The organism is Stenotrophomonas sp. YJH_SMC_135 (assembly GCF_059372355.1).
Map to the genome: position 1 here is coordinate 616,801 of NZ_JCAFVN010000001.1, position 13,978 is coordinate 630,778.

General features: G+C 67.9%; 13 protein-coding genes. 3 read left to right on the forward strand and 10 right to left on the reverse strand.

What is annotated here, in order from left to right; translation table 11 throughout:
• Positions 1-135 precede the first annotated feature (135 nt).
• The 3 genes from AC5P98_RS03025 (at position 136) to AC5P98_RS03035 (ending at position 5,312) form a co-directional block, all read left to right on the forward strand.
• Positions 136-864 (forward strand): response regulator, encoded by a 729-nt coding sequence (locus AC5P98_RS03025; protein WP_041863210.1) that lies wholly within the window; start codon positions 136-138, stop codon positions 862-864.
• Between the two features lie 6 nt (positions 865-870).
• The gene (locus AC5P98_RS03030) at positions 871-2,280 is read left to right on the forward strand and encodes an ATP-binding protein (protein ID WP_049407970.1); all 1,410 of its coding nucleotides are present in this window, start codon (positions 871-873) and stop codon (positions 2,278-2,280) included.
• Between the two features lie 176 nt (positions 2,281-2,456).
• Entirely contained in the window at positions 2,457-5,312 is a 2,856-nt protein-coding gene (locus AC5P98_RS03035) for a two-component regulator propeller domain-containing protein (RefSeq protein WP_495229847.1), read from the forward strand.
• Between the two features lie 161 nt (positions 5,313-5,473).
• Here AC5P98_RS03035 and rnt read toward each other — a convergent pair whose 3' ends face one another.
• The 10 genes from rnt to pstS form a co-directional block, all read right to left on the reverse strand.
• The gene (rnt, locus tag AC5P98_RS03040; RefSeq protein ID WP_049407974.1) at positions 5,474-6,124 is read right to left on the reverse strand and encodes a ribonuclease T; all 651 of its coding nucleotides are present in this window, start codon (positions 6,122-6,124) and stop codon (positions 5,474-5,476) included.
• 131 nt (positions 6,125-6,255) lie between these two features.
• Positions 6,256-6,777 carry an HvfX family Cu-binding RiPP maturation protein gene (locus AC5P98_RS03045; protein WP_014646534.1) on the reverse strand — a complete coding sequence of 174 codons (522 nt, stop codon included), beginning with the start codon at positions 6,775-6,777 and terminating at the stop codon, positions 6,256-6,258.
• 24 nt (positions 6,778-6,801) lie between these two features.
• On the reverse strand, positions 6,802-7,557 hold the full coding sequence (locus tag AC5P98_RS03050; RefSeq protein WP_049407976.1) for an HvfC family RiPP maturation protein: 756 nt from the start codon (positions 7,555-7,557) through the stop codon (positions 6,802-6,804).
• The gene (locus tag AC5P98_RS03055; RefSeq protein ID WP_041863215.1) at positions 7,550-8,425 is read right to left on the reverse strand and encodes an HvfB family MNIO-type RiPP peptide maturase; all 876 of its coding nucleotides are present in this window, start codon (positions 8,423-8,425) and stop codon (positions 7,550-7,552) included. The genes AC5P98_RS03050 and AC5P98_RS03055 overlap by 8 nt, the downstream gene beginning before the upstream one ends.
• Entirely contained in the window at positions 8,412-8,765 is a 354-nt protein-coding gene (locus AC5P98_RS03060; protein ID WP_014646537.1) for an HvfA family oxazolone/thioamide-modified RiPP metallophore, read from the reverse strand. Before AC5P98_RS03060 ends, AC5P98_RS03055 begins: the two co-directional genes overlap by 14 nt.
• A 237-nt stretch (positions 8,766-9,002) precedes the next feature.
• Complete coding sequence (gene phoU / locus AC5P98_RS03065) at positions 9,003-9,710, reverse strand: phosphate signaling complex protein PhoU (RefSeq protein ID WP_005408787.1); 708 nt, start codon at positions 9,708-9,710, stop codon at positions 9,003-9,005.
• Between the two features lie 76 nt (positions 9,711-9,786).
• Positions 9,787-10,617, reverse strand: a complete 831-nt coding sequence (pstB, locus tag AC5P98_RS03070; protein WP_495229848.1) for a phosphate ABC transporter ATP-binding protein PstB — start codon at positions 10,615-10,617, stop codon at positions 9,787-9,789.
• A 19-nt stretch (positions 10,618-10,636) separates the two neighbouring features.
• Positions 10,637-11,500 carry a phosphate ABC transporter permease PstA gene (pstA, locus tag AC5P98_RS03075; protein ID WP_014646538.1) on the reverse strand — a complete coding sequence of 288 codons (864 nt, stop codon included), beginning with the start codon at positions 11,498-11,500 and terminating at the stop codon, positions 10,637-10,639.
• Positions 11,500-12,468 (reverse strand): phosphate ABC transporter permease subunit PstC, encoded by a 969-nt coding sequence (gene pstC / locus AC5P98_RS03080; RefSeq protein WP_005412771.1) that lies wholly within the window; start codon positions 12,466-12,468, stop codon positions 11,500-11,502. Before pstC ends, pstA begins: the two co-directional genes overlap by 1 nt.
• A gap of 79 nt (positions 12,469-12,547) precedes the next feature.
• Positions 12,548-13,636 (reverse strand): phosphate ABC transporter substrate-binding protein PstS, encoded by a 1,089-nt coding sequence (pstS, locus tag AC5P98_RS03085; RefSeq protein WP_014646539.1) that lies wholly within the window; start codon positions 13,634-13,636, stop codon positions 12,548-12,550.
• Between the last annotated feature and the right edge of the window lie 342 nt (positions 13,637-13,978).

The following is a 13,978-nucleotide window of genomic DNA, read 5'->3' on the forward strand; positions in this document are numbered from 1 at the left end:
CTCAATCCTCGGGGTATGTCTGTATGTAACACTGTCGGTGAATACGCGTAACCACAGGTATCCCGCCCGTGGGTGGATACACTGGTACGCATTGCCCCGGATGCGGTTCAGCTGCCGACACGGGATGATCGCGACATGGAGACTGAAAACCCGATGCATCGACTGCTGATCGTCGACGACGACAACGACATCCGCACGCTGCTGGCCGAGCAGCTCGGCCGCGCCGGTTACCTGGTGAGCACGGCGGCCGATGGCACCGCCATGCGCCAGCTGCTGGACCGCGAGCACGTGGACCTGATCGTGCTCGACCTCAACCTGCCGCGCGAGGATGGCCTGACCCTGTGCCGTGACCTGCGTGCGCGTTCGAACACGCCGGTGATCATGCTGACCGCTCGCGCCGAGCCGATCGATCGCGTGCTGGGCCTGGAAATGGGCGCCGATGACTACCTGGCCAAGCCGTTCGAACCGCGCGAGCTGCTGGCACGCATCCGCAACGTGCTGCGCCGGACCGAGGCGCTGCCGGCCAACCTGGAGCCGCTGGCGGTGCGCCGTGCGCGCTTCTCGCGCTGGGTGTTCGACCTGGAGCATCGCCACCTGGTCGATCCGGATGACCGCGTGGTGGTGCTGTCCGGCGCCGAGTTCCGCCTGCTGCGGGTGTTCATCGCGCACGCCAACAAGGTGCTGTCGCGCGAGCAGCTGGTCGCGCTCAGCAGTGGCCGCAACTACGAGGCACAGGACCGCGCGATCGACCTGCAGGTCAGCCGCCTGCGCAACAAGCTGGGCGACGACGGTGGCCCGGACGGACTGATCAAGACCGTGCGCAACGAGGGCTACGTGCTGGCCTCCGCGGTCAACCTGGAATAAGCCGCGATGAAGCGCCTGCGCCATTTCCTGTCCTCGATGGTCGGGCGGTTGTTCGTGATCCTGCTGCTGGGCATGGCGGTGGCTGCGATCGGCGCGACCATGCTGGCCACTTCCAAGCGCCAGCAGGAGTTCGAGCGGCAGAACCTGAACCGCATCGCCGACCGCCTGCAGGGCTACGTCAACCTGCTGGACGGCAATCCGGAGCTGCGCGAGCGCCTGCTGGCGATCGGCGGGCCGAGCGTGCGCGCGCTGCAGCCCGGAGCCCGCCTCGGGCGTGCCGACACGGCGCTGATGGAAGTGCTGGAAGACCGCCCCGGACCGGTGTCGCGCGCGCATGTGCACTTCGCTTCGTTCCGCTCCTGCATTCCCAAGCTGCAGGACCTGCTGCCGCCGCCACCGCCGGGTCACCGGCGGCCGCCGCGCGAACGCGACCCGGCGTTCATCCCGCCCAAGTGCCGCGCGGTGGACGTGACCCTCAACGACGGCACGCTGCTGAAACTGGCGCTGGACTCGCCGGCGGTGGCGCACAACGGCATCCTCGCCGTGGACCCGTGGTTCCTGACCCTGCTGGTGCTGGCGATTGCCGTGCTGGCCTATATCGTTGCGCGCATGGCCAGTGCGCCACTGCAGGAACTGGCCGCCGCTGCCGAGGATCTCGGCGACGATCTGCAGCGCGACCCGTTGCCACTGCGCGGGCCGCGTGAAGTGCAGCGCGCCGCCGAAGCCTTCAACGCCATGCAGCATCGCCTGCAGCGGCACCTGGCCGAACGCACGCAGATGCTGGCGGCGATCACCCATGACCTGCAGACGCCGCTGACCCGGTTGCGCCTGCGCCTGGAGAATGTCAGCGACGAAGCCCTGCGCGAGCGCCTGGTCGGTGACCTGGCGGCGATGCAGGCGCTGGTGCGCGAGGGCCTGGAACTGGCCCGCAGTGCCGAGAGTGCCGAGCAGCGCGCCGCACTCGACCTGGATTCACTGCTGGAGAGCATCGTCGAGGACACCGCCGAAGGCGGCGCCGACGTGGTCTTCGAGGGGGGCAGTGGTTCGGTGCTGATGCTGCGTCCGCTGGCCATGCACCGCCTGTTCTCCAACCTGGTGGACAACGCGGTGATGTACGCGCAGCGGGCGCGGGTACGGGTCGAGCGCAGCGGCGGTGCGATCACCGTAGTGGTGGCCGATGACGGTCCCGGCCTGGCCGAAGAGCAGCTGGAGGCGGTGTTCGATCCGTTCGTGCGGGTGGAAACCTCGCGTTCGCGCCAGACCGGCGGGGCCGGCCTGGGCCTGACCATCGCCCGCGCCCTGGCCGAGAAGGACGGCGCGCGGCTGTGGCTGCGCAACCGGGCCGAAGGTGGCCTGGAGGCGGTGGTGCAGTGGCCGGCCAGTGCCCAGGTGGTGGCGCCCGGCCGCGCCGGCTGAGCCGGCGGGCCGCGGACGGTGACGCCGGGGCCGGGGTTTGGCCTATCATCTGCCCATCTCCCCAGTCTCCCCTCGATGAGCCAGCCCGTTCCCGCCGGCATGCCAGTGCGCGCTGCCCGGCTGTTCCCGCACGCTGCCGCGCCCTGCAGCCGCACCTGGCCGCCGCTGCTGCGGTGATGGGCGGGCAGGGGGACCAGGGGCGCTGGGTGGAGCGCCGCGCATCAGGATTCAGGCGGGCACTGCGGCAGGGCCTGCTGTGGTTGCTGCTGGCCCTCGCGCTGCCGCTGGCGGCACAGGAGGGCGCGCCCCCGCTGCGCGACAACGGCATCGGCGCACTGTTCGTCGACCGCCAGGGCGGGCTGTGGATCAGCGATTCGCGCGGCAACGTCAGCCACCGCGGCAGCGACGGCCAATGGCGGGTCTGGGAGCACCAGGCCGGTACACCGCAGGTGCTGATCCAGTCCATGCAGATGGACAGCCAGGGCCGGCTGTGGCTGCTGTACGAAGGCAAGGGCATCGGCTACCTGACGCCGGATGCCGGCATCGTCTACCAGGCACCGGCGGCGGACCTGCCGATGGCAATGAGCTTCACCAAGCTGGTGGTCGATGCACAGGACCGGGTATGGGTCGGCACGCTCGACGGGCTGGTGCTGCGCGACAACGACGGCGTGCTCAAGCGCGCGCCCGCCGCGTGGGGGCTGGGCGCCGGCAGCGGCCTGTCGTGGCCGTACCGGGCACCGGATGGCGCGCTGTGGATCGTCGCCGGCGAGCGCCTGTACCGGGTGGAGGACGACCAGCTGGTGCTGGTGCACCGCCTGCCGGGCCAGCTGCACATGACCTCGATGCTGCAGGACCGGCATGGCGATCTGTGGCTGGGTACCGAGAACCAGGGCCTGCTGCGCATTTCCGCCCATGGCCTGGAGCGGCTGCCGGCCGGCCTGAACCTGCCGGGCGGACGCGTGGTCAGCCTGCGCGAGGATGCCGAAGGCAGCATCTGGGTGGGAGCCAATGGGGGCCTGTACCGCCTGCGCGAAACACTGTTCAGCAGCTTCACCGAGCGCGATGGGCTCAGTGGCGACTACGTGCGCACGGTGTTCGAGGATCGCGACCGCCAACTGTGGGTCGGCAGCGCCAGCGGCCTTGACCTCCAGACCCGCGACGGTCGTTTCCGCGCGGTACCGCTGCACAACCGCGGCGGCAAGGCGCCCTCGGTACTGAGCCTGGCACAGGGGCCGGACGGTGACCTGTGGGTGGGAACCTTCGGCGACGGCGTTTACCGGCTGGGTCGCGATGGGGGCCTGCGCCACAACTATGCGGCGACTGACGGCATGCCGGGCGGCAACATCCGTGCGATCACCGTTGACCCGCAGGGCGTGGTCTGGGCCGGCACGCAGAAGGGCGTGGTGCGCATCGACGGCGACCGGGTGCAGGTCTCGAACGTGCCGGGTATGCCCGGCGGCCTGATCACCGCGCTCGAGCATGACCACCAGGGCAACCTGTGGATCGGCACCATCGAAGGCATCCGCGTGCTGCGTGGCGACCACGTGCAGTCGATCGACCTGGCCCCGCTGGGGGGCGGCCGCAGCGTGTTCGGTTTCCACCAGCTGGGCGATGCGATGTGGATCAGCAGTGATCGTGGCCTGTACCGCTGGCGCAACGGTGCGCTGGCGCGGGTCGGCCTGGAGCAGGGCATGCCGGTGGACGCGGTGTTCCAGCTGGTGCCGGACCGCCTCGGCAATGTCTGGATCAGCAGCAACCGTGGTGTGCTGCGCACCGACATGGCCACCCTCAATGCGGTGGCCGATGGCCGCACGCCGCGGGTGGTGCTGGAGCGCTACAACGAGATCGACGGCATGGCCAATGCACAGGCCAATGGCAGCTCCAGTCCATCGGCGATCCTGCGCCAGGATGGCACGTTCTGGGTGGTCACCGCCGGTGGCCTGAGCACGGTCGACCCGCAACGCCTGCAGCGTTTCCGCGAGCGGCCATCGCCGCCGGCGGCGATCGAGAGCGTGCAGGTGGATGGTGCGCCGGTGCACTGGGAGGGACCGGATCGCAATTACATTCCCGGTGGCCGCCGGTTGGCGGTGAGCTATGTCGGCCTGAGCTACCTGATGTCCGACCGGATCCGCTACCGCACGCGGCTGGACGGCCTCGATGCCGGCTGGGTCGAGCGTGGCCCGCAGCGCAGCGTCGAGTTCGTTGGCCTGCCGCCGGGCGACTACACCCTGCATGTGGCTGCGGCGCATCCGGGCGGCAGCTGGGGCCAACAGGAGGCGGTGTGGAGCTTCAGCGTCGAGCCGTTCTGGTGGCAGCGGCGCAGCGTGCAGGCGCTGGGCGGGCTGTTGCTGCTGGCCGGCCTGGTGGCACTGTACCGCCTGCTGCTGCAGCAGCTGAAGGCCAGCAACCTGCGCCTGGCGCGGCGGGTGGACGACGCGACCTTCGACCTGCAGGCCAAGACCGTGCACCTGCAGGCGCTGAACCAGGAAAAGACCGAGCTGGCCGAGCGCCTGGCGCGCCAGGCCGAAGCCTTCGAGCGCCAGGCCCGCGAGGATGCGCTGACCGGGCTGGCCAACCGCCGCGGCTTCGACGAGACGCTGGCGCGTGACTTCGCCCGTTCGCAGCGCAGTGGTCATCCACTGTGCCTGGTGGTGCTGGACATCGACCATTTCAAGGACGTCAACGACCGCCACAGCCACAGCATCGGCGATGCCGTGCTGGTGCAGGTGGCGACGCTGATCGCAGCCGCCAGCCGCGACTCCGACCTGCCGGCGCGCACCGGCGGCGAAGAGTTCGCGCTGCTGCTCAACGACACCCGCCTGGAGGAAGCCGCGCAGCTGTGCGCGCGCCTGCGTGGCCTGTTCCATGACCACCCCGACTGGGCCGGTGTGGAAGGCCTGCGCGTGACCTTCAGTGCGGGGCTGGTGGAGCTGGATGCCGACGACCGCACCCCGGCGCTGCTGTACCAGCGCGCAGACCGCGCGCTGTACCGCGCCAAGAGCGACGGCCGCGATCGCACGAGCATTGGTTGATCGCATCCACGCATGGCGTGGATCTACTGTGCGGCGATGATTCGCCACCATGCATCGATGGAACGACGTCGGCCTGTAGAGTCGAGCCGTGCTCGACTACCGCGCGACAGCGCGGAAAAAGGTGCAGCCGAGCATGGCCCGGCTCTACAGAAAGCGCTGTCTTACCGCGGCCAGGCGTTGGCGATGGTGCAGAACAGCCGCGCGGTCTGCTCGGTGTCATATACCGCGCTGTGCGCTTCATTCGCATCCCAACCCAGCCCGGCGGCAGTGGCCGCACGCGCCAGCACGGTCTGGCCGTAGGCGATACCGGCCAGGGTGACCGTGTCGAACACGCTGAACGGATGGAACGGGTTGCGCTTGTGGCCCGTCCGCGCCACGGCCGCGTTGACGAAGCCGAGGTCGAAATGGGCATTGTGGCCAACCAGGATCGCGCGCTGGCAGCCGTACTTCTTCATCGCCGCACGCACCGGAGTGAAGATGTGGTCCAACGCTGCTTTTTCTTCCTTGGCCAGCCGGAACGGATGGTCGAGGATGATGCCGGTCACTTCCAGCGACTTCGGGTCGATCTCCAGGCCCTCGGCCGGGACCACGTGGGCACTGGCGGTCTGGCCGGGGTAGAGCAGGCCGTTCTCGTCCATCTCGATCGGCACCGCAGCGATTTCCAGCAGCGCATTGCGCTGGCTGTCGAAGCCGCCGGTTTCCACATCCACCACCACCGGCAGGAAGCCGCGGAAGCGTTGTGACATCGCGCGCTGCGCCTGGGGAACTGCGGAATCGGGAACGGCGGCAGGTGCGGGGATGGGGTCATTCATGCGTGAATTCTATCAGAGCGGCCCTGAGCGCCCGGCCACGCAGCCCATGCCAGCCACCGTGGTGGCACGAACGCAGAACCCGGTAGGTGCCAACCTTGGTTGGCACACGACGCGCCGACCAAGGTCGGCATCTACCGAACCGCTGGCCGCGCAGGTGTGGCCGAGGGAGACCACCGCGCCAGCCACGCATCCACGCTCAGCTTGCCGGCGCCGGTGAAGATCAGCGGCAGCAGCATGGCCATGAACAGCACCGGCAGCTTGAAGTTGCCGAAGCCCTGGTCGCTGATCGCATAGCCCATGGCCAGGTCGGCCAGCGAGTTCCACTCCATCGGCCAATGCACCGCATAGGTGGCCACCACGGTCAGCACCAGCAGGCTCGCGGCGGCGAAACGGGTGCCGAAACCGAACAGCAGGCAGGCCGCCCCGAGCAGTTCGAACCAGGTCGCCAGTTGCCAGTTCAGGGTGGCCGGCAACTGGTCGAACGGGAATGGAAAGGCGTCCTGCAGGTCGGCGAACCAGTTCTGGCCGCGCAGCTTCTCGCGGCCGGATTCGAAGAATTCCCAGGCCAGCAGCAGGCGCAGGCCGAGCGGGGCCAACCAGGGGGCGAGACGGTCCAGCTGGCCACGCGCGGCGGCCAGGGTCGGAAGGTTCATCAGGGGATCTCCGCAAATGGGGTGTCAGGGCGGGGTGGTGAGCGGGCCGATCACGCCGGCCTGCAGGAACTGCCGCAGCAGCGCGGCACCGGGGCCGGCCAGCGCGTCTTCGGCCAGCCCATGCGTGGTGGCGAGGCGTTGCAGGTACGTACGGCCTTCCAGCCCAGGCTGTTCACCGATGCTGGACAGCAGGTGCACCGCCAAGGGGCTGAGCGCGGCGAATCGCACTTCACCGTCGGCTTCGCGGCGGACCAGCAGGCCGGTGGGTTCTGGGAGGGGCTGGGTCGGCGCATCCTCTGCACCGAGACGGTGCACCGGCCACTGGTACAGCAGCGGCCACGCCAGCGGCGAACGCTGCAGCGGCACCCGCAGCGGATCGACATCGCCAGGCGCAGGAAGTGGCTCGGCCTGCAACTGGTACAGCGCGGTTTCCACCCACTCGTAGTGGGCCAGTTCGGCCAGCGCCGGGTGCGGCAGCTGCGGCTGTGCCTGCAGCCACTGCACGAACTCGGCGGCCAGCTCGGTGAACAGGGGGGTCTGGCAGCGATGGGTGGCGAAGTAGTGGCGCACCAGCGCGCTCCATGCCGGTTCGCCGAGCAGGCGGACGCAGACCGGGAAACCGTTGCTCAGGAGCCCGAGCAGGTTGTTGAACAGCAGGTGCTGGTACACCGCCAACCGGCGTGCATCCAGGCCGGCCGGTGCCGGCACCGCCTGTGGATCGCGCAGGTGCGCGGTGAACGCGTGCTGCTGCGCGCGCAGGGTGTCGATAGCGTCAGCCATGTGCAGCCCCGGCGTGTGCGGCCTGCAGGCGGCGGATGGTCTGCAGTTCGCCCTGCAGTTCCGCATAGGGCGGGAAATTGAAATCGCGTTCGAGCAGGGTGGGGCGTGGGCCGATGCGAGCATAGGTACGCGCCAGCAACTCCCAGACCGGATCAATCACCGCGCTGCCATGGGTATCGATCTTCAGGTCGGGTGCCTCGTCCAGGTGCCCGGCCACGTGCAGGCAGACGATGCGCTGCGCGGGCAGGCCGGCGATGAAGGCATCGGCATCGTAGCCGTGGTTGCAGGCGTTGACGTAGACGTTGTTGACGTCCAGCAGCAGGTCGCAGTCGGCTTCGGCGAGCACCGCATTGGTGAACGCCAGCTCGTCCATCGCCGGTTCCGGCGCCAGGTAGTAGGACACGTTCTCCACCGCGATGCGCCGGCCGAGCAGGTCCTGCACGCGGCGGATGCGCTGCGCGGTATGGCGCACGGCTTCGTCGGTGAAGGGGATCGGCAGCAGGTCGTACAGGTGGCCGTCGTCGCTGCAGTAGCTCAGGTGCTCGCTGTACAGCGGCACGCGGTGCTTTTCGAGGAACCGGCCGACCTGCTCCAGCAGCTGGGTGTCCAGGGCGGCACTGCCGCCCAGCGACAGCGACAGGCCGTGGCAGCTCAGCGGATGGCGGTGTGCCAGTTCGGCCAGGGCATCACCGGCCGGGCCGCCGACATGGATCCAGTTCTCCGGCGCGCATTCCAGGAAGTCGAAGTCGCCTGCCGGAGCGTCACGCAGATCCTGCAGCAGCGCCCGGCGCAGGCCCAACCCTGCAGCCGCCGCGCGAAGCGGCGACTGCGGGTGGACGAGGCTGGCGCGGACGTCAGTGCTTGCCACCGCACTTGCCTTCGCCGCACTTGCCTTCAGCCGACTTCGTGTCGCCGGTCTTGGCCTTGGCGCCCGCTGCGCCGGCAGCCTTGCCCTTGTCGGCACCGCACTTGCCTTCGCCGGTCTTGCCGTCGGCACCACACTTGCCTTCGGCGTGCTTGGTCGCGTCGGCTGCCATCTTGGTATCGGCGGCCTTGGCATCGGTGCTGGCCTTGGCTGCCTGGCCGGCCACCAGGTAGCCCTGGGCGAGGTCGCTCATGCTCAGCGCCGAGGCGCTGGCGGTCATGCCCAGGCCGGCGGCCAGGGCGGTAGCGGTCAGCAGGGACAGGGTCTTGTTGGAACTGCTCATCGGTCTTACTCCTGGGTGGTGGGCAGGTGCCCGGGGTGAATCGATGGTGCAGCGATCCTACTCAACGAATCCTCGCCAAGAACTCAAATTTTCGTGAGATCTGTTACAGAAGCATCCGGCAGGTCCGCACCGGGCACGCGTGGCGCCCACAATGCGGATGAAACACCCCAAAAAAGAAGGCCGCTGTCACCAGGACAGCGGCCACCTTGGAGTCGACTCCGGTGTTGCAGTGCAGCGTCAGGGCTGGCCGGTGCTGGAGGTCTCGTCGCGCTTTTCACGCGGTGGCAGCGGCTGCTCGCCATGCACCAGGAACCATACGTTCTCGGCGATGTTGGTGGCGTGGTCGCCCACGCGCTCCAGGTTCTTGGCCATGAACAGCAGGTGCGTGCACGGGGTGATGTTGCGCGGGTCTTCCATCATGTAGGTCAGCAGCTCGCGGAACAGCGCGGTGTACTGCGCGTCCAGGCGGGCGTCGTCCTCACGCAGTTCCAGCGCGGCATCAGCATCGTTGTCGCGGTAGGCGGCAATGGCACGCCGGACCTGCTGCGCGGCCAGGCGGCCCAGTGCACGCAGGCCCTGGATCTGCGGCAGCGGCGGCACCTTGCCCAGCGCGATCGAGCGCTTGGCGACGTTGGCAGCGTAGTCACCGATGCGCTCGATGTCGGCCGGAATGCGCAGGCCGGCAAGGATCTCGCGCAGGTCGCGCGCCATCGGGCCACGCAGCGCCAGGCGCATCACGTCGTGGCTGATCTGCTGTTCCAGCGCATCGATCGCTTCGTCGTTGGCGATGATGCGATGGGCAGCGTTCTCGTCGCGCTTCTCGATCACGTCCATCGACGCTTCGAGCTGGGCGACGGCCATCTCGCCCATGCGCACGATCTCGGCCACCAGGCGCTGCTGCTCTTCGTCGTAGCTCTTGACGATGTGGTCGTTGGGAAGGTTCATGGTTGTTCCACTCTGTAGAGTCGAGCCACGCTCGACTGATGGTGTCTGCAGGGTCGAGCCGTGCTCGACTGACGTTTCAGCCGAAGCGGCCGGTGATGTAGTCCTCGGTCTGCCGCTGTGACGGCTGCGAGAAGATCACTTCGGTGCGGTCGTGCTCGATCAGGTCGCCCAGGTACATGAAGGCGGTGTAGTCGGACACGCGTGCGGCCTGCTGCATGTTGTGGGTGACGATCACGATGGTGTACTCGTGCTTGAGTTCTTCCACCAGCTGCTCGATGCGGCTGGTCGAGATCGGATCCAGCGCCGAGGTCGGCTCGTCCAGCAGCAGCACCGACGGGCGCAGGGCCACGGCACGGGCGATGCACAGGCGCTGCTGCTGGCCGCCGGACAGGCCCAGTGCGCTCTGCCCCAGCTTGTCCTTCACTTCGTCCCACAGCGCGCCCTGGCGCAGCGCCTGCTCGACGCGGTCGGCCATGTCGGCCTTGCTCAGCTTCTCGTGGTGGCGGATGCCGTAGGCCACGTTCTCGAAGATGGTCATCGGGAACGGCACCGGCTTCTGGAACACCATGCCGACCTTGCTGCGCAGGCGGTTCATCGGGTACTTCGGCGACAGGATGTTCTCGCCGTCCAGCAGCACTTCACCGCGCGCTTCCAGCTTCGGGTACAGCGCGTAGATGCGGTTGAAGATGCGCAGCAGGGTCGACTTGCCGCAACCGGAAGGACCGATCAGCGCGGTCACGCGCTTTTCCGGGATTTCCAGGTTGATGCCCTTCAGGGCGTAGAACTTGTCGTAGTAGAAGTCCAGTCCACGCGCAGCCAGCTTCACCGGCGACGGCGTGTGCAGGCTCTCGTGCGAGGACGGCACGGCGATGCGCTGCATCGGCACGGCGTTGGAAAGGTCGTTCATGGCGTTATCCACGGAAAGGTCAGTCATGGGAGATACGGTTGCGCAGCAGGATGCCGCGGGCGGCAAGGCTGACCAGCAACACGAAGACAGTCAGCACCAGGGCACCGGCCCATGCCAGCACCTGCCAGGATTCATACGGGCTGCCGGCGAACTGGTTCATCACCACCGGCACCGAGGCCATCGGCTGGAAGATGTTGTTGTTCCAGTACTGGTTGCCGAAGGCGGTGAACAGCAGCGGTGCGGTCTCGCCGGAGATGCGGGCCAGTGCCAGCAGGATGCCGGTGATGATGCCGGCCGAGGCACTGCGGTAGAGCACCTGCACGATCACCTTCCACTGCGGGATGCCCAGCGACAGGGCCGCTTCGCGCATCTGCGAGGGCACCAGGCGCAGCATCTCGTCGGTGGTGCGTACCACCACCGGCAGCACGATGAAGGCCAGCGACAGCGCACCGGCGAACGCCGAGAAGTTGCCGCCGGTCTGCATCACGTACAGGGTGTAGACGAACAGGCCGAGCACGATGGACGGGGCCGACAGCAGGATGTCGTTGACGAAGCGGACCACGGTGCCGGCCTTGCGGGCGTTGCCGTACTCGGCCAGCCAGGTGCCCGCCAATACGCCCAGCGGGGTGCCGATGCCGATGGCCAGCGCACACATCACGGCGCTGCCGAAGAACGCGTTGGCGAGGCCGCCTTCCTGCATCGGCGGCGGCGTCATCTTGGTGAACAGATCCAGGTTGATGCCGGCCAGGCCCTTGGAGGCCAGGGTGAACAGGATCCAGCCCAGGAAGAACAAACCGAACAGCGCGGTGGCGCAGGAGGCGGTGATCGCAACGACATTGCCGATGCGGCGGCGCAGGTACAGGGAGTCAGCGGTGCTGGACATCAGTTGCCCTCCTTGCGGGACAGGCGCATCAGCATCAGGCGGGCGATGGCGAGCACCACGAAGGTGACGATGAAGAGGACGAAGCCGAGCAGCAGCAGGGCCGAACGGTAGGTTTCAGTGGCTTCACCGAAATCGTTGGCGATCAGCGCAGCAATGGTGGTGCCCGGTTCCAGCAGCGACGGCGACAGGCGCACGCTGTTGCCGATCACGAAGGCCACCGCCATCGTCTCGCCGAGGGCGCGGCCGAGGCCGAGGAAGATGCCGCCGATCACCGCCGAGCGGGTGTAGGGCAGCACGATGTCCCAGCTCACTTCCCACTTGGTGGAGCCCAGCGCATAGGCCGATTCCTTCAGGCGGGTCGGCACGGTCAGGAACACTTCGCGCATCACCGAGGAGATGAACGGAATGACCATGATCGCCAGCACGAAACCGGCGGTGAGCATGCCGATGCCCAGCGGCGGGCCCTGGAACATCGGGCCGATGATCGGCCATTCGCCCAGGGTCTCGTTGAGGAACGGCGTGACGTACTCGGTCATCACCGGCACCAGCACGAACAGGCCCCACATGCCGTAGATGATCGAGGGAATGCCGGCCAGCAGTTCGATGGCTGTGCCGACCGGGCCACGCAGCCAGCGTGGCGCGACTTCGGTGAGGAAGAAGGCGATGCCGAAGCTGACCGGCACGGCGATGACCATCGCGATGACGGCGGTGACCAGGGTGCCGTAGATCGGGGCGAGCGCGCCGAACTTGTTTTCGACCGGATTCCAGTCGGCGGAGAAGAAGAAGCTCAGGCCCTGCATCTGCAGGGCATGGCGGCCGCCCCACAGCATCGACAGCGCGGCGCAGGCCAGGGCGATCAGGACGAAGATGACGGTGCCGACCAGCACCCATCGGAACAGTTTGTCGTTGCGGGCATCACGCGCATCACGCGTGGACGGGGCGGCTACAGGCTGGGCGATGGCATTCATGGGGACGGCAGGGCCAGGAAGGGGCGGGGCGGCACGGCGTGGAAGCGGTGCCCGCGCGGGGCGGGCACCGTCGAGTCCGTCACTTCAGGTCGGTCGCCCAGTAGGCCTCGATCTGCTTGACCAGTTCGGCCGGCAGCGGCACGTAGTGCAGCTCGTTGGCCTGGGCTTGGCCGTTCTCGAAGGCCCACTTGAAGAAGGCCAGGGTGTCCTGGTTGCGCTTGGCGTCCTTCGGCTGCTTCTGCATCAGCATGAAGTTGGTGGCGGTGATCGGCCACGCCTGCTCGCCCGGGGCGTTGGTGATGACCAGGTTGAAGTCCTTGGCGCTGGCCCAGTCGGCGCTGGCGGCCGCCGCGGCGAAGGTTTCCGCGCTGGGCTCGACCCAGTTGCCGGCGGCGTTCTGCATGGCGGTGTACGGCATGCCGTTCTGCAGCGCGTAGGCCAGCTCGACGTAGCCGATGGAGCCCTTGATCTGCTTCACGTACGAAGCGACGCCTTCATTGCCCTTGCCACCGACGCCGTCCGGCCACTGCACCGAGGTGCCTTCGCCGACCTTGCTCTTCCACTCCGGGCTGACCTTGGACAGGTAGTTGGAGAAGTTGAAGGTGGTGCCCGAACCGTCCGAACGGTGGACCAGGGTGATCTTGCCGTCCGGCAGCTTCACGCCCGGGTTGGCGGCGACGATGGCCGGATCGTTCCAGGTCTTGACCTTGCCCAGGAAGATGTCGGCCAGCAGGGCGCCGCTCAGGCGCAGCTTGCCGGCTTCCAGGCCTTCGATGTTGACCACCGGCACCACGCCGCCGATGGCCGACGGGAACTGGGCCAGGCCGGCCTGTGCCAGCTCTTCGCTGCTCAGCGGCTTGTCGGAGGAGCCGAAGTCGACGGTGCCGGCCTTGATCTGGGCGATGCCGCCGCCGGAGCCGATCGACTGGTAGTTGATCTTGGCCCCGGTGGTGGCGTTGTAGTCGGCCGACCACTTGGAGACCAGCGGGAAGATGAAGGACGCGCCCGCGCCGGACACTTCGGCGGTCACCTTGGCACCGGCAGCGGCCGGGGCAGCGGCACCGTCGGCCGCCGGCTGCTGCGCGGCCTGCTTGTCGCCACCGCAGGCCGACAGGCCCAGGGCGATGGCCAGGGAAAGGGCGGCAAGGCCGGCCGAGTGCAGTTTCATGGTCACTCCATAGCGGGGAAGAGCCGACGTGGTCGGCGGATGCGGCTATGAAATGATGTTTTTGTTACAGCCGTATTACGACCATGACAGAGGTGTCCTGGATCACGTTCTGACAAGGGTTTCACCGGGTTGGCCCCCATCCGGCAGAGCCCCGGAGACCCCGGATCTGCGCACCGGTATGGCGGCCGGTTGGCCCGTGTGGAGTCAAGCCATGTTCGACGGCTCCTTGCCCTCGGTAGGTGCGGACCGTCGGTCCGCACGCTCCAGCACCCAGCCGAGCGTGGGCTCGGCGCTGCAGAGGCAGATGCATGCATCCCCGAAAACAAGAAGAGCGCGAGATCT

Coding starts and splice junctions, on each gene's coding strand:
- AC5P98_RS03025 (WP_041863210.1), top strand. CDS start 136: ATGGAGACTGAAAACCCGATGCATCGACTGCTGATCGTCGACGACGAC.
- AC5P98_RS03030 (WP_049407970.1), top strand. CDS start 871: ATGAAGCGCCTGCGCCATTTCCTGTCCTCGATGGTCGGGCGGTTGTTC.
- AC5P98_RS03035 (WP_495229847.1), top strand. CDS start 2,457: ATGGGCGGGCAGGGGGACCAGGGGCGCTGGGTGGAGCGCCGCGCATCA.
- rnt (WP_049407974.1), bottom strand. CDS start 6,124: ATGAATGACCCCATCCCCGCACCTGCCGCCGTTCCCGATTCCGCAGTT.
- AC5P98_RS03045 (WP_014646534.1), bottom strand. CDS start 6,777: ATGAACCTTCCGACCCTGGCCGCCGCGCGTGGCCAGCTGGACCGTCTC.
- AC5P98_RS03050 (WP_049407976.1), bottom strand. CDS start 7,557: ATGGCTGACGCTATCGACACCCTGCGCGCGCAGCAGCACGCGTTCACC.
- AC5P98_RS03060 (WP_014646537.1), bottom strand. CDS start 8,765: ATGAGCAGTTCCAACAAGACCCTGTCCCTGCTGACCGCTACCGCCCTG.
- phoU (WP_005408787.1), bottom strand. CDS start 9,710: ATGAACCTTCCCAACGACCACATCGTCAAGAGCTACGACGAAGAGCAG.
- pstB (WP_495229848.1), bottom strand. CDS start 10,617: ATGAACGACCTTTCCAACGCCGTGCCGATGCAGCGCATCGCCGTGCCG.
- pstA (WP_014646538.1), bottom strand. CDS start 11,500: ATGTCCAGCACCGCTGACTCCCTGTACCTGCGCCGCCGCATCGGCAAT.
- pstC (WP_005412771.1), bottom strand. CDS start 12,468: ATGAATGCCATCGCCCAGCCTGTAGCCGCCCCGTCCACGCGTGATGCG.
- pstS (WP_014646539.1), bottom strand. CDS start 13,636: ATGAAACTGCACTCGGCCGGCCTTGCCGCCCTTTCCCTGGCCATCGCC.